Origin of the sequence: Pseudomonas arabinosi, from assembly GCF_047758675.1 — a bacterium.
GTDB classification, from domain to species: Bacteria; Pseudomonadota; Gammaproteobacteria; order Pseudomonadales; family Pseudomonadaceae; genus Aquipseudomonas; species Aquipseudomonas arabinosi.
On the sequence record NZ_CP180480.1, the window covers coordinates 1,556,115 to 1,577,203 of the forward strand.

The window sequence follows — 21,089 nt, forward strand, 5'->3', positions numbered from 1 at the left end:
GGCTCTAAATTTAAAATGCCTACCTGTGGCGAGGGGATTTATCCCCGTTGGGTTGCGAAGCAGCCCCAAAAATGGGACTGCAGCGCAGTCCAGCGGGGATAAATCCCCTCGCCACAGTGCATTCGGCCACACGGGCCTTATGTGGTAGGCTTTGCCGGTTTGCACGATGGGCGTTTATGACCCGGTGTTTCGGCACGGGCGTTCTGATCGTCCCATTTGTCCGCCTTCAGGAGTTCTCATGCGTCTGACCCAGATTTTCGCCGCCGCAGCCATTGCGTTGGTCAGCACCTTTGCCGTCGCCGATGACGCGGCCGACAAAGCCATTCGTAAAAGCCTGGAAAACCTCCAGCTCGAGGTGCCGGTAGAAACCATCACAGCCAGCCCGCTGCCAGGTCTGTACGAAGTCAAACTCAAAGGCAGCCGCGTGCTCTACGCCAGTGCCGACGGCCAGTACGTCGTTCAGGGTTACATGTTCCAGCTCAAGGACGGCAAACCGGTCAACCTGACCGAGAAGACCGAGCGCCTGGGCGTCTCCAAACTGGTCAACGAAATTCCAGTGGCTGAAACCGTGGTCTACCCGGCGATCGGCGAAACCAAATCGCACATCACCGTGTTCACCGACACCACCTGCCCGTACTGCCACAAGCTGCACGCCGAAGTGCCTGAGCTGAACAAGCGCGGCATCGAAGTGCGTTACGTCGCGTTCCCGCGCCAGGGCCTTGGCTCGCCGGGTGATGAACAGCTGCAAGCGGTCTGGTGCTCGAAAGACAAGAAAGCTGCCATGGACAAGATGGTCGATGGCAAGGAAATCAAGGCCGCCAAGTGCGATAACCCGGTTTCCAAGCAGTTCGCCCTCGGTCAGTCGATCGGCGTGAACGGTACACCGGCCATCGTTTTGGCCGACGGCCAGGTCATTCCGGGCTACCAGCCTGCGCCACAAGTCGCCAAACTGGCGCTGGGCGCGAAGTAAATTCGCATCGTCACGGTCAGCCATTGACGATCATGGTTCGGCGACAGCGTTCGCCGAGCCATTAATAGAGAACCGCGAGTATGCGGTTGTTTTCACGGCCGGCCTTGAGTCGGCCGTTTTATGGGGAGTTCACAGTGAAACCGGTCAAAGTAGGCATCTGTGGGTTAGGGACCGTCGGTGGCGGTACCTTCAACGTACTTCAGCGTAACGCCGAGGAAATTTCTCGTCGTGCCGGGCGTGAAATCGAAGTGGCACAAATTGCCATGCGCACGCCAAAGCCTCAGTTCCAGACGACCGGTATTGCGATTACCAACGATGTCTTCGAAGTGGCCACGAACCCTGAGATCGACATCGTCATAGAGCTGATGGGCGGCTACACCGTTGCCCGCGAGCTGGTACTCAAAGCGATCGAGAACGGAAAACATGTTGTGACCGCGAACAAGGCGTTGATCGCCGTTCACGGTAATGAAATTTTCGCCAAGGCCCGGGAGAAGGGCGTGATTGTGGCGTTCGAAGCCGCCGTGGCCGGTGGCATTCCGGTGATCAAGGCGATCCGTGAAGGCCTGTCGGCCAACCGCATCAACTGGGTCGCCGGCATCATCAACGGCACCGGTAACTTCATCCTCACCGAAATGCGTGAGAAGGGCCGGACTTTCGAAGACGTACTCGCCGAGGCGCAAGCCCTGGGTTACGCCGAAGCCGATCCGACCTTCGACGTTGAAGGCATCGACGCGGCCCACAAGCTGACGATCCTGGCGTCCATCGCGTTCGGTATCCCGCTGCAGTTCGACAAGGCTTACACCGAAGGCATCACCAAGCTGACCACTGCTGACGTGAACTACGCCGAAGCGCTGGGCTATCGCATCAAGCACCTGGGCGTGGCGCGCAGCACCGCGGCCGGTATCGAGTTGCGCGTGCACCCGACGCTGATCCCGGCCGATCGCCTGATCGCCAACGTCAACGGCGTGATGAACGCGGTGATGGTCAACGGTGATGCCGCCGGTTCGACCCTGTTCTACGGCGCTGGCGCGGGCATGGAGCCGACCGCTTCGTCGGTGATCGCCGACCTGGTGGACGTGGTTCGCGCCATGACCTCGGATCCGGAAAACCGCGTACCGCACCTGGCCTTCCAGCCGGATTCGCTGTCGGCCCATCCGATCCTGCCGATCGAGGCTTGCGAAAGCTCCTATTACCTGCGCATCCAGGCCAAGGACCATCCGGGCGTGTTGGCGCAGGTGGCGAGCATCCTGTCGGAGCGCGGCATCAACATCGAATCGATCATGCAGAAGGAAGTCGAAGAACACGACGGCCTGGTGCCGATGATCCTGCTGACTCACCGCGTGCTGGAACAGCACATGAACGACGCGATCGCCGCCCTCGAAGCCTTGGCTGGCGTGGTCGGTCCGGTCGTCCGGATCCGCGTCGAGCACCTGAACTAAGCCGTTATCGTTCACCGGGTTCGCCTGCGGGCCCGGGTTTGCGAACACTGTCTATTGGAGCCAGTCATGCGTTATATCAGTACCCGCGGCCAGGCACCGGCCCTGAATTTCGAAGACGTCCTGCTGGCCGGTCTGGCCACGGACGGCGGTCTGTACGTCCCGGAAAACCTGCCACGTTTCACCCAGGAAGAAATCGCTTCCTGGGCCGGCCTGCCGTATCACGAGCTGGCCTTCCGGGTGATGCGCCCGTTCGTCACGGGCAGCATTCCCGATGCCGATTTCAAAAAGATTCTTGAAGAAACGTATGGCGTGTTTTCCCACAACGCCGTGGCACCGTTGCGTCAGCTGAACGGCAATGAATGGGTGCTGGAGCTGTTCCACGGCCCGACCCTCGCGTTCAAAGACTTCGCCTTGCAGCTGCTGGGTCGTCTGCTCGACTACGTGCTGGAAAAGCGCGGTGAGCGCGTAGTGATTGTCGGCGCCACCTCCGGCGACACCGGTTCGGCCGCCATCGAAGGCTGCAAGCACTGCGAAAACGTCGACATCTTTATCCTGCACCCGCACAACCGTGTGTCCGAAGTGCAGCGTCGCCAGATGACCACGATCTTCGGCGAGAACATCCATAACATCGCCATCGAAGGCAACTTCGATGACTGCCAGGAAATGGTCAAGGCCAGCTTCGCTGACCAGAGCTTCCTCAAAGGCACGCGTCTGGTCGCCGTGAACTCGATCAACTGGGCGCGAATCATGGCCCAGATCGTTTACTACTTCCATGCAGCCCTGCAGTTGGGCGGCCCGGCACGTTCGGTATCGTTCTCGGTGCCGACCGGCAACTTCGGCGACATTTTCGCCGGTTACCTGGCGCGCAACATGGGCTTGCCGATCAACCAGTTGATCGTCGCCACCAACCGCAATGACATCCTGCACCGCTTCATGAGCGGCAATCAGTACGTCAAGGACACCCTGCACGCCACGCTGTCGCCGTCGATGGACATCATGGTGTCGTCGAACTTCGAACGCCTGCTGTTCGACCTGCACGGTCGCAACGGCGCAGCGATTGCAGGACTGATGGACACCTTCAAGCAAGGTGGCGGTTTCAGTGTCGAACAGGAGCGCTGGACCGAAGCCCGCAAGCTGTTCGATTCGCTGGCCGTGGATGACGCTCAAACCTGCGAAACCATTGCCGAAGTTTTTGAGCAAACCGGCGAACTGCTGGATCCGCACACCGCTATCGGGGTGAAGGCGGCGCGCGAGTGCCGTCGCAACCTGGATATCCCGATGGTGATCCTCGGTACGGCGCATCCGGTCAAATTCCCGGACGCAGTGGAAAAAGCTGGCGTAGGAAAAGCGCTCGAACTACCTGCACATCTTTCTGATTTGTTTGAGCGAGATGAGCGCTGCACCGTGCTGCCAAATGACCTGAAAGCCGTGCAGGCCTTTGTCAGTCAGCATGGCAATCGCGGCAAGCCTCTGTAACCGATTAAATCTGTCACATTTTGAAGCCCGTCTCCTGACGGGCTTTCTCATTTCTGCATGCCACACTTGTCGGGTTTCGTAAATGAAGAGCCGCCTATGAAGGGCGGGCGAGACGATCACCAAGGAAGTGGCAATGCTGTTTTTCAGAGGGTTAAAACCAGCCGCGTGCTGGATGTTTTTTTTAGTCGGCGCCCTGGGATTTGCTCAATGGGGGAGCGCGTCGCAATTGGCGGCGACCGATTCCAAAGGATCGGTTGCGGGCCCAATGATCGAGCTGGACGCTCAGGAGTTGAAATGGATTGCCGAGCATTCAAAAGTCATCGTCGCATCGGTGCAATATCCGCTGTATCTGTTCAAGGATGAGCGCGGCCACTGGGGCGGCTTGAACAATGATCTGCTCAACCGCATCAGCGCGATGACGGGATTGCAGTTTGTTCACGAAGAATCGTTTTCCACCGATCAGTTACTCGGGCGACTCGAAAGTGGCGCAGCGGACATGAGTACGACGCTGGCGATGAATGACGAACGCAAGACGTTTCTGGATTTCAGTCATGCGTTCGGTGGCGCTGGCTGGGTGTTCGTCGGGCGGGCCGGGGCGCCAGAGGTGCAATCCCTGGAGCAGCTGTCGGGAAGGGTTCTGGTGTTGCCGACCCGGCATGCGCTGGAGGCCACGATTCGCCGCGACTATCCGGACATCGAGCTGCGCTCGGTTAAAACCTACGCGGAGGCCCGGGCGCTGGTCGAGAGCGGTGAGGCCTATGCCACCATCGAAAACGAAACCGGAGCACAACTCTATCCGTCCGGGCAGCTCAAGGTCGGGTATACGGTGGAGGGCAAATGGGAGGCGGACCACCTGGCCGTACGCAAAGGTCAGCCTCAGCTGTCGAGCATCCTCAACAAGGCGCTTGAGGCGCTTGATCCAGCTGAATTGCGCGCCATTCGCCTGAAATGGCTCAATGGGATTGCCCCGGTCAAGGTGCCCGGCGCCTGGCAACGACTCGCCGAGTGGGGCTGCTGGGGAATGTTTATCGTCAGTCTGTTCGGCCTGTTGTCCCTGCTCTGGAACCGACGGCTCACGGTATTGATCCAGCAACGCCTGGATGCCGAGAAAAGTCTGAGTGATCAGCTTGCCTTCCAGCATGCGTTGATGGATGCCATGCCCGATCCGATGTTTGTTCGTGATCTGGAAGGGCGTTTGATCATGTGTAACAAAAGTTATGAAGAGGGCTTGTCGACCCGTTTCGACCAGGTTCAGGGACGACAGCTGATTGAACTGGACGTCTTGCCCAAAGAGACCGCCGAACTGCTGCATGCAGAGTTCATGGCCCAGCTCGGTACGCGCAAGACGCGCTTCAGTGAGCGTCAGTTGACGTTCAACAACGGCGTCAGGCATGTCTATCAGTGGACGGTGCCTTTTTACGGTGCCGATGGACAGTTGCGGGGGCTGCTGGGTGGATGGACCGATATCGGCAGGCGTAAGCAGCAGGCGTGAGACGGCTGTTTTTTCTCTGTCATCTTGGCCGTGCATGCTCTATTGACCAGAGGCGCAGGTTCACCAGCAGTCGGTATCCAGAACTTTCTTCTCGAGCCAGTGGTCATTTACTGTAGGTACGCCCCAGGCACTTTGTTTTCGGACTATTGAGTGGTGATCGAGATGGAAAGTATTAGTCTATTGCTCGGTGAAGCTCTGAGCCCGTATCAGGTAACGTTGACCCCGTCGGGAACCCATGGCGAATGCCTGGTGACTCTGAAAAATGCGACCGGAGCGATCGTGGTCGAGCGGGCGTTCAATCAGGCCCAGTTGACCAGTAAACGTCTGCTGACGGATGTCGTCGACGGATTGCATCGCGACGTGCTGATCGCTGAAGGTCGGCTGGAGCCCTGCGTTATCGCGGCGTTGCGTAATGCGGCTCAGGACAAGATCCTGGCCAACCGAAATTGAATTGTTTTTTGTGGGAACCTTCCTGCGCTTAGGTCAGTCAGACCTTGTAACAGCAGGATCAAGCATTGTGCTCCGGTGCTTGTAGCTTGCTGTTACTGGTCTTTATGTAGGCCACGTTTAACCCCGAGTCGTCTCCCCACTTCTCGGGGTTTCTTTTTGCCTGTGATTTGTCATTGCTCGCTCTGCTGTATGAAAAATACCCGACTGGCTTCCAGGTAGTCGCTGCGACTTTCTGGGTCCAGCCAGGCGGCGTATGCCTCGCTCAAATGATCGTGGGGCAGGGTGCGCAGCAGTTGGTTGATCTCGATGATCGCCTGCCGGCCCTGGGGGGTGTCGGTACAGCCGATGTAACCGGACAGGTATTTGCCCGTGCCGCGAATCGGGTAGAACTGCAATTCATCTTCCGCGATCCCTTGTTGCTGGGCCTGGTAGCGGATCTCCGAGCGGTACCCCAACAGCATCCGCAAGCGCCCCAGGCGTTGCATTTGCAACAGGCTGCCCAACGCGTCGTTGCCGTAGTGGAGGGTCAGTGAGTTGGCTGGCGCTTGTTTGAGCAGCGCGTCGAGATATTCGCCGTAGTTGCGTTCGGCAATAATGCCCAGTTTCTCGCGGCCACTGGCCAGCAGGGCCGCCAGGTCCACTTCGTCGTCCTTGATAAAGGGCGCCAGCACCTCCCGATCAACGCGGCGCACGGCCAGGCCATTACTCATGGCCCGAAAGACCGGGATGGAAAACGCGATCCAGTCATCGCGCTCCTTGCTCCAATTCAGCGCCGCATCGCACGTGAGAGATGGCTCGTGGAGCATTTGCAAGCCGCGAGCGCGATTGACTCGCATCAGGGTGTGTTCGTATTGCGGCATGCGGGCGATCAGCAGCGGCAGCAGTTGATCGATGACGCCTTGTCCCTTTTTCGATCCTTCGAAAATCATCAGCGGTGGAAGGTCGCGCAACAGCCAGACCAGGGTTTCCTTCGGTTGCGCCAACGTTGGCTGAGCCTGGCCGGCGAGCAACAGGAAAAACGCGAACGCGCACAATGCTCGTCCGCCGCGCGTCAGGCCGTGGTTGACGGACCGCGCAAGCAGGCGCCTCAGCTTAGATGGCCCCGTCTTCACGCAGCTTTGCGATCTGTTCTTTGTCGTAACCAAGATCGTTGAGTACCTGCGCATTGTGTTCGCCCAACTGCGGCCCCACCCATTCCGAAGTGCCGGGTGTATCAGAGAGTTTCGGCACGATTCCCGGCATCTTGAAATCTTTGCCGTCCGGCAACTTGGCCTTCAGGAACATCTCCCGGGCCAGGTACTGCGGATCACTGAACATATCTTCCGCACTGAAGATCCGGCTGGCCGGTACGTCGGCCTGATTCAACTGCTCGATGATGGTGTCCAGCGGCAGCGAGTTGACCCAGCGATCAATCACCCCATAAATCTCGTCGCGACGACTGTCTCGTCCGTCATTGCTGGCCAGCACCGGGTCATTGGCCAGGTCCTCGCGACCAATGATCAGCATGAAGCGCTTGAAGATCGCGTCGCCATTGGCGCCGATCTGCACATGTTTGCCGTCGGCACTGGTGTGGATCGAGGAAGGCGTGATGCCCGGCATGATGTTGCCGGTGCGCTCGCGGATGAAGCCGAACACGTCGAACTCGGGGACCATGCTTTCCATCATGGCGAAGATCGCTTCATACAGCGCCACATCCACCACTTGGCCGAGGCCACCGTTGACCTCGCGATGACGCAACGCCATCAGCGCACCGATCACACCCCAGAGCGCAGCAATCGAGTCGCCTATGGAAATACCGGTGCGTACCGGTGGCCGGTCTTCGAACCCGGTGATGTAACGCAGACCACCCATGGATTCACCGACGGCGCCAAAGCCTGGCTGATCCTTCATAGGCCCGGTCTGACCGAAACCCGAGAGGCGCACCATCACCAGTTTCGGGTTCAGTGCGTGCAAGACGTCCCAGCCAAGACCGAGTTTTTCCAGCACGCCCGGGCGAAAATTCTCGATCAGAATGTCCGCTTCGCTGAGCAGTTTTTTCAGGATCGCCAGGCCCTCAGGGTGTTTGAGGTTCAGGGTCAGGGACTTCTTGTTGCGCGCCTGGACGAACCACCACAGCGAGGTGCCTTCATACAGTTTTCGCCATTTGCGCAACGGATCGCCGCCATCGGGGGACTCGATTTTGATCACCTCGGCACCGAACTCGCCGCAAATGCGCGAGGCAAACGGCCCGGCGATCAGCGTCCCTAATTCAATGACTTTCAGACCTGAGAGCGGTTTTCCGGTGAGCGGCATGCTGGATCCTGTAGGACAAAGGTTGAGCGGATACAGGGTTTTAACATAGCCGAACGTCAGACGACCAAGGTTGATCGCCTTCAATTCGTGGATTGCCTACCGCATCGGTTAGACTTGCCGCCTTTCCCCGTATCAAGAAGCCCGTTCATGGCCCAGCCGTCCACGACCTACAAGTTTGAACTGAACCTTACCGACCTCGATCGCAGCGTGTACGAGAGCGTGAAGCAGACCATCGCCCGTCACCCTTCGGAAACTGAAGAGCGCATGACCGTGCGGCTGCTGGCCTACGCCTTCTGGTACAACGAGCAGCTGTCGTTCGGTCGCGGTCTGTCAGACGTGGACGAACCTGCCCTGTGGGAAAAGAGCCTGGACGACCGTGTTCTGCACTGGATCGAAGTCGGCCAGCCAGACGCCGATCGCCTGACGTGGTGCTCGCGTCGCACCGAACGCACCAGCCTGCTGGCTTACGGCAGCCTGCGCGTTTGGGAGACCAAAGTGATCCCGGCGATCAAAAATCTGAAAAACGTGCACATCGCTGCTGTTCCGCAGGACGTACTGGAAACCCTGGCCAAGGACATGCCCCGCGTTATCAAGTGGGACGTGATGATCAGCGAAGGGACTATTTTCGTCACCGACGACCGTGGTCAGCATGAAGTCCAGCTGCAGTGGCTGAGCGGCGAACGCGGCTGATTATCCGCTGCTGGTCCGCGTTACTCGCTTTTATCCTACGTATTCAAGAGAAGCACCTGTCACCCCATGCGCATCGAACCTCGCCTGTTGCCCGACACCCTGCCATTCCTCGGTGATCTGCCGCCGCTGCTGACCCGTCTGTACGCGGCGCGGGGCGTGCTGTCCGAGGCTGAACTGGACAAGAGCCTGGCGCGGCTGATTCCGTACCAGCAACTCAAAGGCATCGATGCGGCGGTGGATTTGCTGGTGACGGCGCTCGAGCAGCGTCAGCGGATTCTGATCGTCGGTGACTTCGACGCCGATGGCGCGACGGCCAGTACCGTGGGCATGTTGGGCTTGCGCCTGCTGGGCGCGGCGCACGTCGACTATTTGGTGCCGAACCGATTCGAGTACGGCTACGGCCTGACGCCGGAAATCGTCGAAGTGGCGCTGACCCGTACACCTCAGTTGCTGATCACTGTGGACAACGGTATCTCCAGCGTTGAAGGCGTGGCGGCGGCGAAAAAGGCCGGGCTCCAGGTGCTGGTCACCGACCACCACTTGCCCGGGGACGAGTTGCCGTTGGCCGATGCCATCGTCAATCCCAACCAGCCGGGTTGCGAGTTTCCGAGCAAGGCGCTGGCCGGCGTCGGGGTGATTTTCTATGTGCTGATGGCCCTGCGTGCGCGTTTGCGCAGCCTCGGTTGGTACGAGAGCAAGCCGCAGCCGAACATCGGCGAGTTGCTGGACTTGGTGGCGCTGGGCAGCGTCGCCGACGTGGTACCGCTGGATGCCAACAACCGGATTCTGGTGCACCAAGGCCTGGAGCGGATTCGCGCCGGGCGCGCGCGGCCGGGGATCAAGGCGATCCTCGAAGTCGCCAAGCGTGACCACACGCGCATCACCTCTACCGACCTGGGTTTCATTGTCGGCCCGCGTCTGAACGCGGCGGGGCGTCTGGATGACATGAGCCTGGGCATCGAATGCCTGCTCACCGAAGATGCCGGTCTGGCGCGTGAAATGGCGGCTCAACTCGACGGCATGAACCAGGACCGTAAATCCATCGAGCAGGGCATGCAGCGTGAAGCGCTGGCTCAACTGAAGGATTTGCCGGTCGAGTCGATGCCGTTCGGCTTGTGCCTGTTCGATCCCGAGTGGCACCAGGGTGTCATCGGAATCCTCGCATCGCGTATGAAAGAACGCTATTTCCGTCCGACCATTGCCTTTGCCGATGCCGGCGATGGCCTGCTCAAGGGCTCGGGGCGATCGGTTCAGGGTTTTCATATTCGCGACGCGCTGAGCGTGGTGGCGGCGCAGCATCCGAACCTGATCAGCAAATACGGCGGCCATGCGATGGCCGCCGGTCTGACGCTGCCGGAAGCGAATTTTCCGTTGTTCGCCGAAGCCTTTGATGCGGAAGTGCGTAGGCAATTGCGTGAAGAAGACCTTACCGGGCGATTGCTGTCGGACGGCACGCTGGCGGTCGAGGAGTTCCACCTGGAACTGGCCCGCGCCCTGCGTCATGCCGGTCCTTGGGGGCAGCACTTCCCGGAGCCGTTGTTCCACGGTGTGTTCCAGCTGGTCGAGCAGCGGGTGGTCGGCGAGCGGCACCTCAAAGTGGTGCTGAAAAGCGAATGCGGCTCGGTGAAGCTGGATGGCATTGCCTTCGGAATCGACCGCGACATCTGGCCGAATCCGACCATCAAGTGGGTGGAATTGGCCTACAAACTCGACCTCAACGAGTTCCGTGGAAACGAGACGGTGCAGTTGATGATTGCCCACATCGAACCGCGTTAAGCCCTTCGCGAGCAAGCCCGCTCCCACATTGGTTTTGTAAACACTGCAGATCCAATGTGGGAGCGGGCTTGCTCGCGAAAGCGATTTCCCTCACACCGAATCCCTATGAACCCTCCCTCATCCCCCGATGTCGACTAGTCTCTAAGCACTGCTTGATTATCCTTGTGACGTCTTGTCGAATTTTTTGCCCGCGGGGGCGGGTGCTGCACCTTTTTCCTGTCACTCGTCGACTTTCAAACAGAACCCTGGAGCCTGCCCACTGATTCGAGAGGTGCCCCATGAGTCTGCTGCTTGAACCCTATACCCTTCGCCAATTGACCCTGCTCAACCGCATTGCGGTGTCGCCGATGTGCCAGTACTCCAGCGTTGATGGACTGGCCAATGACTGGCACCTGGTCCACCTCGGCAGCCGCGCTGTCGGTGGGGCCGGCCTGGTGTTTACCGAAGCCACGGCGGTGACCGCCGACGGACGCATCACCGCCGAGGACCTCGGCCTGTGGAACGATGAACAGATCGAACCGTTGCAACGCATCACGCGCTTCATTGCGGCGCAAGGCGCTGTGGCCGGCATTCAGTTGGCTCACGCCGGGCGTAAGGCCAGCACCCATCGGCCGTGGATCGGCAAACATGGCAGCGTCAAACCCGAAGACGGTGGCTGGATCCCGGTGGGTCCATCGTCGATTGCTTTCGACCCGCAGCACACACATCCCAAGCCGCTTGATGAAAGCGAGATCGCTGAGGTCATTCAGGCCTTTGTCGCTTCGGCCCAGCGAGCACTGACCGCCGGTTTCAAAGTGGTGGAACTACACGCCGCCCACGGTTACCTGTTGCATCAGTTTCTTTCGCCCCTGAGCAATCAACGGCGCGATCAATATGGTGGCTCATTCGAGAATCGCATCCGGCTGGTGTTGCAAGTCACCGAAGCGGTGCGTGCGGTGTGGCCTGAAGAGCTACCGCTGTTCGTGAGGGTGTCGGCCACCGATTGGGTGGAAGACGGCTGGAACCCGGATGAAACCGTGGAGCTGGCGCGACGCCTCCACGCGTTGGGCGTGGACCTGATTGACGTCTCGTCGGGCGGTACGGCGGCCAACGCCGAGATTCCTACAGGTCCCGGGTATCAGACCCGCTTCGCTGAACGTGTGCGCAAAGAGTCAGGCATTGCCACCGGCACGGTAGGAATGATCACCGAGCCGGCACAGGCCGAGCACATTCTGCGCACCTGCCAGGCCGACATCATCTTTCTCGCCCGTGAGCTGCTGCGTGATCCGTACTGGCCGCTGCATGCCGATGATGACCTGGGGGGACGCAAGGCCATCTGGCCGGCGCAGTATCAGCGAGCCACCCATCGTGAACAGCCGATTCATGAGTCGGATTTGCGCGACTGAGTGATGCTGTAAAACCAAAAAGCCCCGGTCGAGTTGACCGGGGCTTTTGCATTTCTACAGCTGTCAGGTGTATTTGCGCTTCTCAGGTGCAGGCGGGAAGTACTGGTACAACCAGGTTTCACTCAACGTCCGGTCATTGGTGCGAATGAACAACCGCAGCTCAACTGGAGCCACGCTGTCATTGGTCGGGTACCAGTCAAAGGTAATGCGGTAACCCTTGATGTCATCCAGCACCAGCACGTTGAAATCCTTCACTTGCCCATTCGAGCACGTGACCACCGGCTCGATCCCCGCGCCTTCCGGCAAGCGGTCCAGACCGCCGCCCGTGAAGTCCACGGCAAACCGTCGAGCCCAAACCTCCGGGTAATGCTCACCAGGCGCCCAGCCTTCGATGAAGCCGCCCATGCCCGAACGAGTGGCGTTGACCCGCGCCAATGGCGTGCTGACAGGTGGCAGTGCGCTCCAGTACAGCTTGTAGCCGTAGTTCAGTGAGTCGCCGGCCGCGACCGGTTTTTTCGGGGTCCAGAACGCGACGATGTTATCGAGGGTTTCGCCGGTCGTAGGAATTTCCAACAGATCGATAGAGCCTTCGCCCCACGCGGTCGTAGGTTCTACCCACAGGCTCGGACGCTTGCTGTACCAGTCGACGGTGTCTTGATAGCTGTCGAACTCGTGATCGGTCTGCACCAGGCCGAAACCTTTCGGATCGGTGTCGGCGAAGGCGTTGAATTGCAGGGTGGCCGGGTTGTTCAGCGGGCGGCAGATCCACTCGCCGTTGCCGCGCCACATGGCCAGGCGATCAGAGTCGTGGATTTGCGGGTGAATCGTGTCGCACATGCGCCGTTCATGGGTGCCGCAGCTGAACATGCTGGTCATCGGCGCGATGCCCAGTTGTTCGATGGCAGTGCGCGCATTGATGTGGGCATCGATGCCCATGACAACCTGGCTGGCCTGACAGTCGATGTCGAAACGGTAAGCGCCGGTGGCGCTCGGTGAATCCAGCAGGGCGTAGACCACGAAGCGGGTGCTGTCCTTGTCCGGGGTCTCGAACCAGAACTTGGTGAAGTCCGGGAACTCCTCACGCTTCTTGGCATAGGTATCGATCGCCAGGCCGCGTGCCGACAGACCGTACTGGCCCGAGGCATCGACCGCACGGAAATAGCTGGCGCCGAGGAAGGACAGCACGTCGTGCTGGTCCAGCTCCGGGGCCTTGAACAGCTTGAACCCGGAAAACCCCAGGTCGCCCGTGAGCTGTTTGGTGTCGACCGTGGTTTTTTCATAGTTGAACAGGGAAGGGCGGAAATGCACCTCTCGCGCTTGACGCGTCTTGGGGTCGACGCTGTACATGCGCACCGGTTGCTTGAAACCCATGCCGACGTGGAAAAACTGCACATCCAGCTGACCGTTGAGGTCATTCCACAGCGAGTGGTTGCCGTCGTAGCGGATCGCGTTGAAGTTCTGCGGCGTCATGGTCGCCAGGGTCGGCGGCAGCACCTGCTTGGTGTCTTGATAGCGATTGCCGGCGAGCTGCTTGGCCTGGATCTTCAGCGCTTCGAAGTCGAATGCCTGAGCCTCGCCATCCGCCGCGCCGGTACCGGCCCAGGCCCGCGAAGCCAGCAGGCCGGTGGCGGATAATCCAGTGTAGGCAGCGATGGCCATGGATGCTTTGAGCAAATTCCTGCGGTGCATAAGTTCAACCTGTCGTGAACAATCCCGCGCCGTTCCTGGCACGTGCTGGATCAAAAATAAAGGTTCGGACATGCCTTCGGCCAAACGCAACGGACATTAAACAGATAACAAATAGCTTAAACCGTTCGGTTGCGTAGAAAAAATGATTGGTAGCACTTTGGCTTCATGGCAATGAAACAAGAAATGTCGGTTAAGTTTTCCGACAGTACTTTCTGATTTATAGGGCATTTCTGCTTTTTTTGACTAATTACTCTAAAAACCGCTTTTCAGCGCCCGGATAGTTTCTATTCTGTGCTCATGACCGGTTTCTGCCCTTCAGGCCGGCGACTGACAAAAAGGAGAGGGCGATGCGGTTTTTGAAGTTTTCTCGGGCTTATAGAAGGACATCGTCCATGACGAAAGTACAAGGCATCACCCAGTTGCTGGGAATCCTTCCTTGCTTGACCACTGTGCGCCGAAGGCGTCGGGTCAGTTCGGACGAGATGAAGTTGTTGGAGCGCTATCGGGAGCTGTCGGAAAGCGACCAGATTGCGATGCGGTATCTGGTGGATGCGATGAGGAGTGTTTCGCGGTTTTAAGGAGGTACGACGTTCAGCCGCCGCGATAGTGTTGTGGCTGAATGTCGCCGATTACCAATTTTGCGATCGCTCTGCCCGCTGGTGCAGAACACGCAGTACCTGTATCTGGCCATGCATCAATCGATAGGGAGCAATGAATGGATAACGACCGAATACCAGCTCACGTACATCCGGTACTACTGACGGCCTTCCTGACCCTGGAAACTGCTCCAGTTGATGGAAGGATTGCAGAAAAATCGCTATGACCTCCAATGCGGCATCAGCACCAAGGATGCCTTGGTAATACTCATGAATAGAATCGAGGTCACTTTCAGCTTTTTCAGTCAGTACTACGCTCGGCACGTTTTGCCCACTTAGCCTTTACGGCATCCAGATCGGTGAGTTTTCCTGCGTCGGCGTCTTTTATGCCGTCGCTTATGGCTTGCAGATGCCATGACTCGGCTTCTACATATCGAACCAATGCACGCTTGAGATGGTACTGACGGTCTCGATCGGTGGCCGCTGCCAGACTATCAAGCTGTTGGGCGAGCGTTTCTTCAACTCGAAAAGACAAAACGGGCGAGGCCATGGCGGCTCTCCTAAAAATGTATACGTTGTAAACGACGTAAACACCCTAGGTCTTACTGGCTTGTTCGTCAACCGATTGCCTTGCATTGGTTTGAAGAAACCTTAGCGGGCGAAAGAAGAACAGGAGGAGGGGATGTATTTCGAAATGCAATGAGTGCCCCGCTGCCATTGGTGGCACCGGGGCAAACCCGTTGACCGACAAACCTTTCAAGCATCCCCCAGGCTCACGCCTACGCCGGGCTGCTTTGCTCTCGCTGATTCACTCTGCCTTCAGCTACAGGTGCCCATGATCGGGAATGGTCGCTGTGCCTGCATCAGATCAGGCATGTCCCGCCACTTGATCCAGGCCTGATGCTGCCAATGCAGCAGCGGCACCGAAATCCCGGCCCACTGCAACGAACTCAGGCTTGGGATGTTATCCACAGGCGTCGCGTCTGCATCACGCAGCATTGGGATGACCACGTTGCTCAACCATTGGCGCAGGTTTCGGTTTTCCGGGACGAAGTGGTGCACCAGAAGGGCGTACATCCCTGATTCGCTGACCATTAGTGATTCGACCGTTTTGCCGCTCTTGAGCAACCAAACATATCGGCGCTGATCGGGATCGAGTTTCAGGGTGAGGCGTTGGTCCATCGGGCGGCCCATCAAGCGACCGAGATCCTGGACGCAGAACCAGGCTTGGTTGTCCTGCATGAAGGCGTGGAGGAAGCGGTTGTGGCGGGGGAAGACGGTAGGGGTGAAATGCGGATGGATTTCAGGCGGATTTTGGGTGTACTCAAGCATTTTTTCGACTCCATGTTGAAAAAGGAGCCGCCACTAATCCTTCGACAGATTTGGGTGGCGGACCATGTGGCGTTCGAAGTCGGAACATTCTCGATCAACACGGAAGCCGAGAGGCCCGCGCCACACGGCCCACCATAAAGCGAAGCTGAAAGGCAAAAATTGCCCCAGTTCATATGGGGGCGCGGATGCGCCATGTTGATAGTGTTCCGGCTTCGACCCCGGGTCGCTGATTTGGCAGCGACGAGGTAAAGCCTATCGTTCAGGCGCTCGCGGCGCCAAGTCTACCTTGGCGCCGCATGCTGTAGGAATCGGTGTCTTTTCGGGAAGGGCTCGTCTGTAGGAGAGAACACGACAACGAACCCTGCCCGCATCACTGCGGGCAGGGTAAGTAACGTTACCGACTAACCTTCCAAGCATCCCCCGCAGGCGCAGTCCCATGGTCATACGGCTTGGCAAGCCACATATAAACCAGCCCCAACCCAATCACGATCGCTGTACTCAACACCATCGCGTAGTTGATGTACCACGCTGCATCCGGCGTGCGCGGCCAGGCCATGTTGATGATCGCGCCGACGCCATACACCAGCGCGCCGATGTTCACGGCCCAGCCCCAGGCGCCGAGGGTGAATTTGCCGCTCGGTTTCCAGCCTTTCATGCGCGCGTAGAGTGCCGCGAGCACGATCATCTGGAACGCCAGGTAGATGCCGATGGCCGCGAAGCTGACGATGGTTGCAACCGCATCCTGCAGGAAGAAGCCCAGCACAATGATCAGCGCCGGCAGGACGCCGGACACGAACAGCGCAGCAACCGGAACCTGGGTCGTAGGGGAAATCTTCTTCAGCAGTGAGCTGCCGATGACCATTTCGTCTCGAGCGTAGGAATACAGCAGACGACTCGCCGCGGCTTGCAGGCTGATGACGCAGGAGATGAAGGAAATCATCACCACGCCCATCACCACTTTCGAACCGACCGGGCCGAAGGCGTTGTTGAGGATGGTGGTGACCGGGTCCTTGTCGGTGCCGTTAATCACCGCTTGCATGTCTGGCACGGCGAGGATCAGCGCCAGGCAGGCGAACATCGCTGCGATGCCGCCGATGTAGATGGTCATGCGCATGGCCACCGGGATCTGCTTGCTCGGGTTAGGGGTTTCTTCGGCCACATCGCCGCAGGCCTCGAAGCCGTAGTACAGGAACATCCCCGCCAGCGAGGCGGTGAGGAACGCCGGCAGATACGAGCCGTCGATGCTGATATCGAAGGTGTTAAACAACACACTGATCGATTGATGACGTTCGAAGACCAGCAGGTAAACGCCGACGATCACCGCACCGACCAGTTCGCACAGGAAGCCGAACATGGCGATCCGCGCCAGCACTTTGGTGCCGCTGAGGTTGACCAGGGTGGCGAACAAGGTCAGGAACAGTGCGATGACGATGTTGGTGTTGTTGCTCGGTTCAAAGCCCATCATGGCGGCCAGGTATGGACCGGCGCCCACCGCAACGGCGGCGATGGTGACGCACAGGGCGATGGAGTAGATCCAGCCGACCATCCACGCCCAGCGCTTGCCCACCAAGCGGCGAGCCCATGGGTACACGCCGCCGGAAATCGGAAACTGCGAGACCACTTCACCGAAGATCAGACACACCAGCAACTGGCCGCAACCGACCAGCAAATAGGCCCAGAACATCGGTGGCCCACCGGCGGCGAGGCACAGGCCGAACAGGGTATAAACCCCTACGACCGGAGAGAGATAAGTGAAGCCCAGGGCGAAGTTTTCCCACAGGCTCATGCTGCGATTGAAGTTTGAGGTGTAACCCAGCTTGCGCAGTTGCTCGGCGTCGCTGTCAGCGACGGGTACAGCGAGTTCGGGTGTTGAATCCATGGTGTTAGCTCCGGAAAATCGGCAGATTTCGGATGTCCGAAACCGTGGCAGGGCCATGACGGCGCTGCCCGGATCGGTGGTTATTGTTTTGGCTTCTTTGGGGTGGAAACTGGGTGGTGCTAAGTGCAGTTTTCTTCCTTGATTTTGCGGTGACGCCATCGCGAGCAAGCTCGCTCCCACAGGGGAATGCATTCCAAATGTGGGAGCGAGCTTGCTCCGGGCGGCGATCCGACGATGCTTTTAATGCTTGAACATCACATGCCGAACGACGGTGTAGTCCTCCAGACCGTACATGGACATGTCCTTGCCATAACCGGACAGTTTCTGACCGCCGTGCGGCATTTCGCTGACCAGCATGAAGTGCGTATTCACCCAGGTGCAGCCGTACTGCAAGCGTGCGGACAAGCGATGCGCACGACCGACGTCCGAGGTCCAGACCGACGATGCCAGGCCATAGTTCGAATCGTTGGCCCAACCCAGCACCTGTGCTTCATCGGCGAATTTGGTCACCGACACCACCGGCCCGAACACTTCACGACGGACGATTTCGTCGTCCTGTTGCGCGTCGGCCAACACCGTCGGTTCGAAGAAGAAGCCATTGCCTTCAACAGCCTTGCCGCCGGTGATCAATCGGATATGCGGCTGCGCCACGGCACGCTCGACAAACCCGGCCACGCGGTCGCGATGTTGCGCGGTGATCAACGGGCCGAGTTCGGTGGACGGATCATCCTGCAAACCGTACTTGATGCTGCTGACCGCTTCGCCGAGCTTCTCGACGAACCTGTCGTAGATGCCTTCCTGCGCATAGATGCGGCAGGCGGCGGTGCAGTCCTGACCGGCGTTGTAGAAACCGAAGGTACGGATGCCTTCCACGGCGGCGTCGATGTCAGCGTCGTCGAAGATGATCACCGGGGCTTTGCCGCCCAGTTCCATGTGCATGCGTTTGACGCTGTCGGCGGTGCTGGAAATGATGTTCGAACCGGTGGCAATCGAGCCGGTCAACGAGACCATGCGCACTTTCGGGTGTGTGACCAGCGGGCTACCGACCGTAGGACCACGACCGAACACCAGGTTAAGCACACCGGCTGGGAAAATCTCCGACGCCAGTTCCGCCAGACGCAGCGCGGTCAGCGGGGTTTGTTCCGACGGCTTGAGCACCACGGTATTACCCGCCGCGAGGGCCGGGGCGATTTTCCAGGCAACCATCATCAGCGGGTAGTTCCACGGTGCGATGGAGGCGATCACGCCGACCGGGTCGCGACGGATCATCGAGGTGTGGCCGTGCAGGTATTCACCGCCCGCCGAACCGCTCATGCAGCGGCTGGCGCCGGCGAAGAAACGGAACACGTCGGCAATCGCCGGAATCTCGTCGTTCAGTGCAGCGCTGTAAGGTTTACCGCAGTTGTCTGATTCCAGTTTGGCCAGCTCTTCGCCGTGGGCTTCGATGGCGTCGGCGAGTTTGAGCAGCAGCAGCGAACGTTCTTTCGGCGTGGTTTGCGACCAGCCTTCGAAGGCGCTGTCGGCGGCACGCACGGCGGCATCGACCTGGGCTTCACTGGCTTCGTTGATTTCCACCAACACACGACCGAGGGCCGGGTTGAACACCGGTTGGGCGGGGCCTTCGCCGTCGATCAGTTGGCCATTGATCAAGAGTTTGGTTTGCATGGCTTTGTCCTCTTTGAAGCTGTTGTTTTTTCTCTGTCGGAACCGGATCAATGTGGGAGCGAGCCTGCTCGCGAATGCGGTGGGTCAGCCAACATCATTGTTGGATGTGATGGCCTATTCGCGAGCAGGCTCGCTCCCACATTGGGTCCGGGTTCCACAGGGAGTAGTCGTTGTTCGTTATTTCCCGCCACTGCCCGCAACGCTTTCGCCGCCACGGGTCAGGTAATAGGCGCCGAGGATCGGCAACATGGTCACCATCATCACCAGCATCGCGACGACGTTGGTCACCGGCACGTCCCGTGGGCGGCTGAGCTGGTTGAGCAGCCACAGCGGCAGGGTGCGTTCATGGCCGGCGGTGAAGGTGGTGACGATGATTTCGTCGAACGACAGGGCAAACGCCAACATGCCGCCGGCCAGCATCGCCGAGCCGAGGTTCGGCAGGACGATGTAGCGGAAGGTCTGCCAGCCATCGGCGCCGAGGTCCATCGAGGCCTCGATCAAACTGTGAGAAGTGCGACGCAAGCGGGCGATGACGTTGTTGTAGACGATCACCACACAGAAGGTCGCGTGACCGACGATGATGGTGAACATCCCCGGTTCGATCCCCAGCGTCTTGAAGGTCGCCAGCAACGCGATACCGGTGATGATCCCCGGCAAGGCAATCGGCAGGATCAGCATCAGCGAAATGCCTTGCTTGCCGAAGAAATCCCGGCGGTACAACGCTGCCGATGCCAGCGTGCCGAGGACCAGCGCGATCAACGTTGCGACGGAAGCGATTTGCAGCGACAGCTTGATCGCTTCCAGCACGTCGGGACGGGAGAACGCCACGCCGATCCACTTCAACGTGAAGCCTTTAGGCGGAAAACTGAACGCGGCGTCTTCGGTGTTGAAGGCGTACAGGAAGATGATCAGGATCGGAAAGTGCAGAAACACCAACCCGCCCCAGGCGGCGATGCGCAGGCCAAGCGAGGCTTTCTCGCCGTGGGTTTCTGGCGTTTGTTTTTTCGCATCAGAGCGCATCGAAGGCCCCCAGTCGTTTCACGACAGTCAGGTAAATGGCGATCAACACAATCGGCACCAACGTGAAGGCCGCGGCCATCGGCATGTTGCCGATCGCGCCTTGCTGGGCGTACACCATGCTGCCGACGAAGTAGCCCGGCGGGCCCACCAGTTGCGGCACGATGAAGTCGCCCAGGGTCAGTGAAAAGGTGAAGATCGAACCGGCCGCGATGCCCGGTATCGACAGCGGAAGCGTCACTTGCATGAAGGTCTGGCGTGGCTTGGCGCCGAGGTCGGCCGAAGCTTGCAGCAAGGACGGTGGCAGACGTTCCAGCGAGGCCTGGATCGGCAGGATCATGAACGGCAGCCAGATGTAGACGAACACCATGAACCGGCCCAGGTGCGAGGTCGACAAGGTACTGCCGCCCACCCCTGGAATGCCCAGAATGAACTGCAAAACCGGCTCAAGCCCCAGGTGCTGAACGAACCACTGCGCCACGCCGCCCTTGGCCAGCAGCAAGGTCCAGGCATACGCCTTGACGATGTAACTGGCCCACATCGGCATCATCACCGCGATGTAGAAAAACGCCTTGGTTTTGCCGGTGGTGTAGCGCGCCATGTAGTAGGCAATCGGGAACGCGACGATGGCGCTGGCGATCGACACGACGACGGCCATGCTCAAGGTGCGCAGGATGATGTCGAAGTTCGACGGCTGGAACAGCGCAGCGAAGTTCGCCAGGGTCAGGTCAGGCGTGACCGCCATGGTGAAGTCATCGAAGGTGTAGAAGCCTTGCCACAGCAGAACCAGCAGCGAGCCGAGATAGATCGCGCCGAACCATAGCAGCGGCGGCACCAGCAGCAGCGACAGGTAAAAATTAGGCCGGCGATACAGCAGGTTGGAAAACCTGCGCAACGGCGAGCCGCCGTCCGGGGTTTGAGGGAGAGCCACGCTGTTCATC

General features: G+C 59.2%; 19 protein-coding genes. 9 read left to right on the forward strand and 10 right to left on the reverse strand.

The window, feature by feature from the left end:
• Positions 1 to 238: 238 nt before the first annotated feature.
• The 5 genes from dsbC to ACMXYJ_RS07195 all read left to right on the forward strand — a co-directional run bounded on the left by dsbC (position 239) and on the right by ACMXYJ_RS07195 (position 5,827).
• A complete protein-coding gene (dsbC, locus tag ACMXYJ_RS07175) occupies positions 239 to 970 on the forward strand; it encodes a bifunctional protein-disulfide isomerase/oxidoreductase DsbC (RefSeq protein ID WP_415759260.1) in 732 nt (243 codons plus the stop codon).
• Between the two features lie 134 nt (positions 971 to 1,104).
• Positions 1,105 to 2,409: a homoserine dehydrogenase gene (locus tag ACMXYJ_RS07180; protein ID WP_415759261.1), complete on the forward strand. Its 1,305-nt coding sequence runs from the start codon at positions 1,105 to 1,107 to the stop codon at positions 2,407 to 2,409.
• Between the two features lie 66 nt (positions 2,410 to 2,475).
• A complete protein-coding gene (gene thrC, locus ACMXYJ_RS07185; protein WP_149631259.1) occupies positions 2,476 to 3,885 on the forward strand; it encodes a threonine synthase in 1,410 nt (469 codons plus the stop codon).
• Between the two features lie 133 nt (positions 3,886 to 4,018).
• Positions 4,019 to 5,377, forward strand: coding sequence for a transporter substrate-binding domain-containing protein (locus ACMXYJ_RS07190; RefSeq protein WP_415759262.1), 1,359 nt, complete (start codon positions 4,019 to 4,021; stop codon positions 5,375 to 5,377).
• 162 nt (positions 5,378 to 5,539) lie between these two features.
• Positions 5,540 to 5,827, forward strand: coding sequence for a DUF3509 domain-containing protein (locus ACMXYJ_RS07195; RefSeq protein ID WP_033056390.1), 288 nt, complete (start codon positions 5,540 to 5,542; stop codon positions 5,825 to 5,827).
• 170 nt (positions 5,828 to 5,997) lie between these two features.
• Here the strand turns inward: ACMXYJ_RS07195 and ACMXYJ_RS07200 are convergent, their stop codons facing one another.
• Together ACMXYJ_RS07200 and ACMXYJ_RS07205 are read right to left on the reverse strand one after the other, a co-directional pair.
• Entirely contained in the window at positions 5,998 to 6,861 is an 864-nt protein-coding gene (locus tag ACMXYJ_RS07200; RefSeq protein WP_415759263.1) for a TIGR02285 family protein, read from the reverse strand.
• 58 nt (positions 6,862 to 6,919) lie between these two features.
• Positions 6,920 to 8,119, reverse strand: a complete 1,200-nt coding sequence (locus tag ACMXYJ_RS07205; protein ID WP_415759265.1) for a CaiB/BaiF CoA transferase family protein — start codon at positions 8,117 to 8,119, stop codon at positions 6,920 to 6,922.
• A 147-nt stretch (positions 8,120 to 8,266) separates the two neighbouring features.
• Here ACMXYJ_RS07205 and ACMXYJ_RS07210 point away from each other — a divergent pair, with 147 nt between their 5' ends.
• From ACMXYJ_RS07210 to ACMXYJ_RS07220, 3 genes are all read left to right on the forward strand, one after another.
• On the forward strand, positions 8,267 to 8,809 hold the full coding sequence (locus ACMXYJ_RS07210; protein ID WP_008151638.1) for a YaeQ family protein: 543 nt from the start codon (positions 8,267 to 8,269) through the stop codon (positions 8,807 to 8,809).
• 66 nt (positions 8,810 to 8,875) lie between these two features.
• The gene (gene recJ, locus ACMXYJ_RS07215; RefSeq protein ID WP_095132331.1) at positions 8,876 to 10,585 is read left to right on the forward strand and encodes a single-stranded-DNA-specific exonuclease RecJ; all 1,710 of its coding nucleotides are present in this window, start codon (positions 8,876 to 8,878) and stop codon (positions 10,583 to 10,585) included.
• A 278-nt stretch (positions 10,586 to 10,863) separates the two neighbouring features.
• Positions 10,864 to 11,970 (forward strand): NADH:flavin oxidoreductase/NADH oxidase, encoded by a 1,107-nt coding sequence (locus tag ACMXYJ_RS07220; protein ID WP_415759266.1) that lies wholly within the window; start codon positions 10,864 to 10,866, stop codon positions 11,968 to 11,970.
• Between the two features lie 63 nt (positions 11,971 to 12,033).
• Here the strand turns inward: ACMXYJ_RS07220 and ACMXYJ_RS07225 are convergent, their stop codons facing one another.
• The gene (locus ACMXYJ_RS07225) at positions 12,034 to 13,659 is read right to left on the reverse strand and encodes a glucan biosynthesis protein D (protein WP_415759267.1); all 1,626 of its coding nucleotides are present in this window, start codon (positions 13,657 to 13,659) and stop codon (positions 12,034 to 12,036) included.
• Positions 13,660 to 14,051: 392 nt separating this feature from the next.
• On the opposite strand from ACMXYJ_RS07225, the gene ACMXYJ_RS07230 reads away from it, so the two are divergent.
• Positions 14,052 to 14,237: a hypothetical protein gene (locus tag ACMXYJ_RS07230; protein WP_008151642.1), complete on the forward strand. Its 186-nt coding sequence runs from the start codon at positions 14,052 to 14,054 to the stop codon at positions 14,235 to 14,237.
• A 51-nt stretch (positions 14,238 to 14,288) separates the two neighbouring features.
• Here the strand turns inward: ACMXYJ_RS07230 and ACMXYJ_RS07235 are convergent, their stop codons facing one another.
• From ACMXYJ_RS07235 to ACMXYJ_RS07265, 7 genes are all read right to left on the reverse strand, one after another.
• Complete coding sequence (locus tag ACMXYJ_RS07235; protein WP_074879858.1) at positions 14,289 to 14,579, reverse strand: type II toxin-antitoxin system RelE/ParE family toxin; 291 nt, start codon at positions 14,577 to 14,579, stop codon at positions 14,289 to 14,291.
• Positions 14,557 to 14,805 carry a CopG family ribbon-helix-helix protein gene (locus ACMXYJ_RS07240; RefSeq protein WP_414923805.1) on the reverse strand — a complete coding sequence of 83 codons (249 nt, stop codon included), beginning with the start codon at positions 14,803 to 14,805 and terminating at the stop codon, positions 14,557 to 14,559. Before ACMXYJ_RS07240 ends, ACMXYJ_RS07235 begins: the two co-directional genes overlap by 23 nt.
• Positions 14,806 to 15,074: 269 nt before the next feature.
• Positions 15,075 to 15,587, reverse strand: a complete 513-nt coding sequence (locus ACMXYJ_RS07245; RefSeq protein ID WP_415759268.1) for a BRO-N domain-containing protein — start codon at positions 15,585 to 15,587, stop codon at positions 15,075 to 15,077.
• A 394-nt stretch (positions 15,588 to 15,981) separates the two neighbouring features.
• Positions 15,982 to 17,466 (reverse strand): APC family permease, encoded by a 1,485-nt coding sequence (locus ACMXYJ_RS07250; RefSeq protein ID WP_415759269.1) that lies wholly within the window; start codon positions 17,464 to 17,466, stop codon positions 15,982 to 15,984.
• Between the two features lie 240 nt (positions 17,467 to 17,706).
• A complete protein-coding gene (locus tag ACMXYJ_RS07255; RefSeq protein ID WP_415759270.1) occupies positions 17,707 to 19,131 on the reverse strand; it encodes a gamma-aminobutyraldehyde dehydrogenase in 1,425 nt (474 codons plus the stop codon).
• A 177-nt stretch (positions 19,132 to 19,308) separates the two neighbouring features.
• On the reverse strand, positions 19,309 to 20,151 hold the full coding sequence (locus tag ACMXYJ_RS07260) for an ABC transporter permease (protein WP_415759271.1): 843 nt from the start codon (positions 20,149 to 20,151) through the stop codon (positions 19,309 to 19,311).
• Positions 20,141 to 21,088, reverse strand: coding sequence for an ABC transporter permease (locus ACMXYJ_RS07265; protein ID WP_415759272.1), 948 nt, complete (start codon positions 21,086 to 21,088; stop codon positions 20,141 to 20,143). The genes ACMXYJ_RS07260 and ACMXYJ_RS07265 overlap by 11 nt, the downstream gene beginning before the upstream one ends.
• Between the last annotated feature and the right edge of the window lies 1 nt (position 21,089).